Here is a 7,231-nt window from a genome sequence, read left to right as displayed (position 1 = left end):
GATATGAAAAATGGATTTACAAAATGAGAAATGTGTTATGGTCATCGATGAGAACTTGCCCCTTGGCATTATAGCAAATACGGCGGCCATCATGGGCATCACACTGGGAAAGCAGATGCCGGAGGTGGTGGGTACGGATGTGTATGACAGCACAGGGAACGCTCATCTGGGAATTATCGAATTTCCGGTGCCGATCCTAAAGGGAGATGCGCATATGCTCAAGAACATTCGTGAAAGGCTGTATGAACCGGAATTTTCGGATTTGACCGTGGTGGACTTTTCGGATCTGGCTCAGGGCTGCAAGACCTATGAGGAATTTTCAGAAAAGATGGGGGAGGTTTCGGAAAGTGAGCTGAGTTATTTTGGAGTTGCTATCTGCGGTCCCAAAAAGAAAGTCAACAAATTGACCGGGAGTATGGCGCTGCTGCGGTGATTATGAAAGCAGCAATATGAAAAAGCTGAAAACAGACTGGGAGTATCAATAAGGCTGCAGGCCGGGAATCTGAAAGAGTGTTTCCAGCCTACATAGATTGTCGTTTTTTGTCTATAAAAACGGATTGATTTTTTTATATAGACTGCATATTATGATATTGGGGTTAAAAGGTATTTTGACCCTGGTACCATATTATAAAATGTATCAAATTTCGTATCTATTCTGTACAGGTCCAAGCACTTGCTGCCAGGAGCGTAAGAATATGATTCAAGCTTCTTTTTATTCACAGGCCGATTCGGTCATAGTTTTCAAAAATTTTAAGTGGCTGTAATACTGCAAACTGTTTGAGGGAGGGTGAGAAGATGGAATGACACAGTTGTAAAAATGTTGGAATCTGCTATAATTTAAGAAAGGGAACAAATACATATGAATGATATTGAGGTTCAATGGCACCCGGGATTTGTGGCGGCCATGAATCTGGAATTGGCCAGTAACCGGGCTGATTTGATTTATGAGAAAGAATACAATTTAAATACGAAGCCATTGGCCATAGACCTTTTGGTTATTAAAAAGGAGCGTCATATTCAGATTGAGAATGAAGTGGGAAAGCTGTTTCGAGGACATAATATCATGGAGTATAAGTCACCGCAGGATCATCTGGATATAGATGTATTTTATAAATCAGGAGCATATGCCAGCTTATATAAGGCATACGGGGCAGCCGTAGACGAAAGAACGGCAGAAGATATTACGGTTTCCATAGTCAGGGATCGAAAGCCGGCAGGTTTATTTGATTATTTTGAAAGGCATGGTATCCGGGTAACAAATCCATATCATGGGATATATTATATATTGGACAATATTCTTTTCCCCACACAGATTATTGTTACGGGAGAGCTGGATAAAAATAATCACATATGGCTCAAAGCCCTGTCTGATAAATTGGAGAAACAGGATATGAAAGAATTGTTAAAGCATGTGAATACGCTTACCCAGAAGCAGGAAAGGGAGCTTGCGGATAGCGTATTGGAGGTAAGTGTCAGAGCCAATCGCCATGTTGCTAATGAATTACGAGGAGGTGATAGTGTGTGCAACGCATTACTGGAACTTATGGAGCCGGAAATTAATAAGCTTGTAGGAGAGGCTACAAAAGCGGCTGTAGAAGAAGCTGAAAAAAAGGCTAAGGAGGAAGCGGTTAGAACAGCCACGAAAATGCTGAAATCCGGGAAGTTCACTATAGAAGAAATTTGCGAGTTTGTACCAAGATTATCCATTGAAGAAATCGGAATGCTTGAAAATGAGTACTCACGACCATCAATGTCATGACGCTGGCAGTCCGTACTAAAAATCTTGCAAAAATATTTCGCTCTATTTTCCCGATTGCACAAGCCCAGAATACTCAGTGGGGGCCGCTACGTCTCTGTTTCTGAACTTGCACCCTCGAAAAAATATCCTCAAAAGTCTGCACAGGAGCTTCCGGTATGGACTACTGGCAGATATAATTTACAGCTAATTCCTATTGCCAAACGGCGTCTCTTCCTCCTGCTCGCTCTCATAGCCAAACAATTCAGCCGCTTCTGCCTCAGTCATATAGGCAGCCCCTGTGATTTCGTTATCCCCATTGCGGATAATCTTGATATCTACAGTTCCGGCCGGGTTTACATCCAACGTGTAAAAGGACTTGTTGGACCGGATGTCCAGAAAGATATGAACAAGCTGCCCCTGGTAGTAATAATTCTTGCCAACCATCGTAACGCCAACCGCTTCGTATGCCTCTAACTGTGCTTTTTCCCATATTTTTTCCTGTTCCTCAAATTCATCGTCCCGATCCAGTGCATGGAATAATATGGACTGTGAGCTCCAATCTTTATCCTCCAGTGCTTTATTCAGCCATTCCCCCAGCAAGTCCTTACTCATGTGCATGGCCAGGGTGGAGAAAAAAGCCGCATCGTGATCCTGATAGGCTTTTTCCGCAGCACGCCGGATTAAGGCACAATCCTCATCTAATAGATTGACAGCAGCTCCAAAAAACGCAATATTCCTTTCAGCATAAATTCTGTCCAGCCATTCTTCCTGCACGTCCTCGTCCAGCCGGGAGAAAACAATCTGGAACAGAGGTATACTGCCGGCTTCATAGTACTGCTCCGCCTGGGAAGCGTACAACTCATTGTTTTTTTCAGATTCCCCTTTTTCGGAAGCTACATCAACATCATCCGTTTCCTCATTTGAGGAAACCACATCGTTTGCATTCGTTTCCCCTTTTGAGGAAACTACGTCATTCTTATCTGTTTCCTCTTTTGAGGGAGCCATGTCTTTTTCGTTCAATTCCAATACCCGGGGGCTGCTTTGTATCTGCCCAGACGCTGCGGCATCGGAGTAAATGCCAATGAATGATGCGCCGAGGATAATGCACAGGGTCAGCACACCAGACAAAAGCCGGATTGGTTTTGAACTTTTTCCGAAATTCATAATAGCACCTAACCTTTCTTTCAATAACTGCTTATTTTCGCTTAAAGTGACAGCCCCCAGATGTTCTCTGTATGTCCCTGCGGCTGCCATAGCATCAAGTAAGGTCTTTCCGTAGTCCTGTGCATGCTCATGCCCCATTTTTGCAAGGACTGCTTCATCACAGGAAAATTCACGGGCCTTTGCAATTTCCCGGCACATGAGATGTACAAGGGGATTAAACCAGTGCAGGCAGACCGTAAGCTGCACAAGCCATTGGTAAAACATATCCCGCCGCCTGTAATGGGTCAGTTCATGCATCACAATATACCGAAAATCCTTTTCGGGAATATCCGCACTTGGCAGCACAATGCAAGGATGGAAAAAACCAATCAGAAGCGGCGATGAAATCAGCGGATTGACACTTAACTCTACAGGCTTTTTTACTCCGGCTTCCTCTGCGGCAGTAAAGAGCCGATCCAAAATGTCCATATGGGAAACCGGTGACGCTCCGGCATTGAGATACCGTACAAAGCTCTGATAGATGGTTATTTTCCGTATGAGCATACCAAGGGCAGTCATCAGCCAAATGAGCCAGATATGCCTGATAAGCAGTGACTTCATATCCTGAAGCGGGGGAGCCTCTGCCAAATCCTTGGACAGAGAATTTGAATTTTCCTGTCCGTCTGTCAGATTGCTGTCAGGAATGGAATCACTTTTGGGAGCATATTTTGTGGATTCATTCATGTCCTTTAAAGGCCACAGGACTTTGTCTGCCAAGGTGTGCTCTTTTGGCATCCCGTAGTAGATTCCGTTTCGGGGCAGATGGATTTCATTCAATAAGGCATGAAGCAGAGAGCCTTGCTGAGGGAAAGAAGCGGCCTGGGTTACTGCCTGCTCCACAGACACATAGGTTTCCCCCAACAGGCTTGCTTTTGACCCAAAGGGGAGCAGCAGCCGCAAAATGACAATAAGCCAGATGTAATACTGCCACTGTCGGCTGATTTTATCTTGCAAGAGGCGTTTTCCCAAAAGCAGAACCAGAATAAGCAGACTTCCGGAAAAGGACATGGACAGGAAGATTTTCAAAACAGTGTTCATGGCTGCTCTTTCCCTTTCTTAAGAAGCTGCTTCAGATCATCATATTCTTCGTCCGTCAGCAGGTCTCCCATAATCAGATTCGACACCAGACCCTTTGCGCTTCCCTCATAGATCTTATCCAGAAAATGCTTCGTCTGGGCTGTCTGGTATTCTGTTGCGGAAACAAGCGTAGTATATTCGTTGCGGCGCCCGATTTTTTTTGCGCTCAAAAAGCCTTTGTTCATCAGCCGTGACAGGAGCACGATGAGCGTGTTCTTCTGACAGGGCTTCCCCCTGGCCGCCAGTCCGCCCATGATATAGGGGAACAGCGTTACTTCTTGTGGGTTCTCCCATACGATTTTCATAATTTCAAGTTCGGCATCGGATAACTGATTTACCATAGTTCGGTCCTCCTATTTAAGTTGCTACGCAACGGTACTAAAGGGTAAAGTCACTTCAGCGCACACCTATGAGAGAAACTTTCATTCGAAAGTGCACTCATGAAAGTTCCTCTCGTACGATTTCGCAACTTTACCGTCCAGCAGAAAATATTTCTGATAAACACTTGACATTTCTTAGCTGGACTTAATGTATAACATCGTGTTGACAATAAAAATATAACATGATGTTGTACTTTTGTCAAGCTGGGGAGAAATCAGGATCTTGCCGGCAATTTTATATTGTGGTATTTCATTCGTCTCTTATTTGCTGCTTTCAGGCAGAGGGATTTATATACCGTTTGCTCATGGCACTGACAATTCCAAAATAGCAAATATAAAAAATGATAATACACGCTCCAAATTTACCGGCTAATTTGAGCAGAATGTTATTCAAGGAAGCCGGCAGTATTAAGTTCATTTTTCCATTCAGCAATGGTATGCAGAATAAAAGAATCAATAAAGCCATTATCATTGGAGCGGTCAGCTTAATTGCCGTTTGCTGATTCACAAGCCTTTCTATTTGCTTATTGCTTTTTCCCAGATAGTGTAGGATCTGATTGTTTTTTGAATTCTGCCTGACCTCTATCATCTGCTGCAAAGACAGTATCGAAAAATAAATAACCAAAAACACGATACAGATACATATTTGTGAAGTTCCCATCCACCGCTGCATAGCCGTATCAAAAAGCTGAAGTTCCGGCTGCAGCATCAAGATTCCGGTTATGAAAGAACAGGCTGAAAATAAAAAGCATACACAAAAAACAGTATTTACAATAGCAGACGTTTTGAAGTCTGATGTAATATTTGCCGTGATATACAGTATGTCTTTTTGGTATATTTTAACGGATTTCATTCTCCTTTGGGCATATAGACAGCCAAACACCCATTTGTAAAAGGCAAAGACAGATAGGATCAAGGGTATTGCTGCAGCAGATACAGGATAAACAAGATAGACTTCCGGCAGAAAAACAATTCCGCATATGCAGCCAATTAAGCACAGAAAACACAAAAGGAAGATAATTCCCCATTTTTTATAGTTCCCAATATTTTTTATACCTTGACTGCGTTTTTTTTCATACATCAGCTCCCTTATTTTAAGCTTGCTTAAACGCTTCCGCAATCGAAAAGAACACACTGCTTCAATAAAGTCAAAAAACATAAAAGTATAAAACATACTTTTACCATAAAGGAATCCCCAATGATTCATTTCGTGTAAAGGCTCACGGAAATACCAAAATCCATAGACGGCAAAACCTATGGCTGTACCTGCCAGATAGCAGAAAAAGCCAATCAGTAAGACTTCGCATAGAAACAGACGGGTTACTCTCTTTTTTTCCATACCCAGCAATAAATAGTTTGCAAATTCCTTTGCCCGCTGCTTTAGCATGAAAGTGTCTATATATCCAACTATCTGGATTACTGCTATTAGCAAGGGCAGAGAAATTGCATGGAAACCGGCTGATTCACCTATAATGGCTATGCAGTCAGATACCTCTATAATCGCCAAAAGGACGGTCATGGCGGCAGTATATAAAAGATAATTTATAAAAGACCGCCTGGCATTACGGATTGACAGCTTCAAGTACATCATGGCTTTCTCCCTCTATCTGTTCTATTTTCTTCAAAATATCTGCAAAAAAGGTCTGTTTGTTTTCCTGTTCCCGGTTTAAGGCAGCTTTTATTTCGCCGTCTTTCATAAACAAAATTTTGTCACAATAGCTGGCTGCCATAACATCATGTGTGACCATCAATATTGTTGCACCGTATTCTCTGCAAAGCATGGCAAATGTATCTAAAAGCTGTCTGGCAGCATGGGAATCCAGTGCTCCGGTAGGCTCGTCCGCAAGTATAATGTCGGGATTTACCACAAGGGCACGGGCGCAGGCACAGCGCTGCCGTTGTCCTCCCGATATCTCATATGGAAATTTATCTAATATTGCTGATATATCCAGTTTTTCAGATAAACTCTGAATCATTGGACGAATACTTTCTTTGGAAACATCTTTTATTGTCAAAGCAAGTGCAATATTTTCATAGACAGTCAGGGTTTCAAGTAAATTGTATTCCTGGAACACAAAACCTAAATGTCTGCGGCGAAATTCTGCGGTATCTTCTTCCGGTATATCTACTATATTTTGCCCGTTAATTCGTATTGTTCCACTTGTCGGCTTATCTATTGTGGCTATTAAATGAAGCAAGGTTGTCTTCCCGGAACCGGAAGCTCCCATAATTCCAACAAAGCTGCCGTGCGGTATCCGAAAGCTTACATCATTTACGGCTGATACGGAATTATTTTCTGTTTCATATAGTTTGGAAACATTTTCAACCTCTAAGACATTTGGGGGAGCTGTATCATATTCTTTTAATTCCCGTTTGTCATGTCCTAACCAATTTGTAATCACGTTCATCAGTACCTCGTCTGCTTTTTCTTTCAACTTTTCTTCTGCAATGCATTCACCTGCAAACAGTTCATTCAAAGTAATGTCTAAAAGCGTGCATAATGGAAGAAACAAAGATAAATCCGGCATAGACCGTCCCGTTTCCCATTTTGAGACAGCCTTATCGGTTACTTCCAGCTTTTCTGCTAACTGGCTTTGCGTCCAGCCTTTTGCTTTCCGGCGTTGGGAAATAAAAGCTCCAATCTTAATTTGATTCATTACTTGGCCCTCCTGCTTGCGGTAAATTATATAAATCCGGCATAAAAATGAACACCTACCAACGGTAGAGTTGGATAAAACGAGTGTAGTTTCAAAGGAAACTTGACAAAAAATAAAATGAGGTATATTCAAATTATATCATTGGGCAGTCTGTAATTCTATCTTGCTTGTGACCT

The 7,231-nt window shown here is 42.4% G+C and carries 6 protein-coding genes; 2 read left to right on the top strand and 4 right to left on the bottom strand.

Features of this window, described 5'->3' with window-relative positions:
* Positions 1-10 precede the first annotated feature (10 nt).
* Positions 11-433: a DUF2000 domain-containing protein gene (locus VSQ61_RS14785; RefSeq protein ID WP_334345162.1), complete on the top strand. Its 423-nt coding sequence runs from the start codon at positions 11-13 to the stop codon at positions 431-433.
* Positions 434-859: 426 nt separating this feature from the next.
* A complete protein-coding gene (locus VSQ61_RS14780) occupies positions 860-1,759 on the top strand; it encodes a hypothetical protein (protein WP_334345161.1) in 900 nt (299 codons plus the stop codon).
* Positions 1,760-1,942: 183 nt separating this feature from the next.
* On the opposite strand, the gene VSQ61_RS14775 is transcribed toward VSQ61_RS14780, so the two are convergent.
* The 4 genes from VSQ61_RS14775 to VSQ61_RS14760 form a co-directional block, all read right to left on the bottom strand.
* Positions 1,943-3,979 carry a M56 family metallopeptidase gene (locus VSQ61_RS14775; protein ID WP_334345160.1) on the bottom strand — a complete coding sequence of 679 codons (2,037 nt, stop codon included), beginning with the start codon at positions 3,977-3,979 and terminating at the stop codon, positions 1,943-1,945.
* Complete coding sequence (locus VSQ61_RS14770) at positions 3,976-4,359, bottom strand: BlaI/MecI/CopY family transcriptional regulator (RefSeq protein ID WP_334345159.1); 384 nt, start codon at positions 4,357-4,359, stop codon at positions 3,976-3,978. The genes VSQ61_RS14775 and VSQ61_RS14770 overlap by 4 nt, the downstream gene beginning before the upstream one ends.
* 313 nt (positions 4,360-4,672) lie before the next feature.
* A complete protein-coding gene (locus tag VSQ61_RS14765) occupies positions 4,673-5,989 on the bottom strand; it encodes an FtsX-like permease family protein (RefSeq protein ID WP_334345158.1) in 1,317 nt (438 codons plus the stop codon).
* Entirely contained in the window at positions 5,961-7,055 is a 1,095-nt protein-coding gene (locus VSQ61_RS14760) for an ATP-binding cassette domain-containing protein (protein WP_334345157.1), read from the bottom strand. The genes VSQ61_RS14765 and VSQ61_RS14760 overlap by 29 nt, the downstream gene beginning before the upstream one ends.
* Positions 7,056-7,231: the final 176 nt, after the last annotated feature.

Source organism: Candidatus Merdisoma sp. JLR.KK006 (genome assembly GCF_036941035.1).
GTDB lineage: Bacteria > Bacillota > Clostridia > Lachnospirales > Lachnospiraceae > Laedolimicola.
This window is presented reverse-complemented; position numbering and strand designations above follow the sequence as displayed.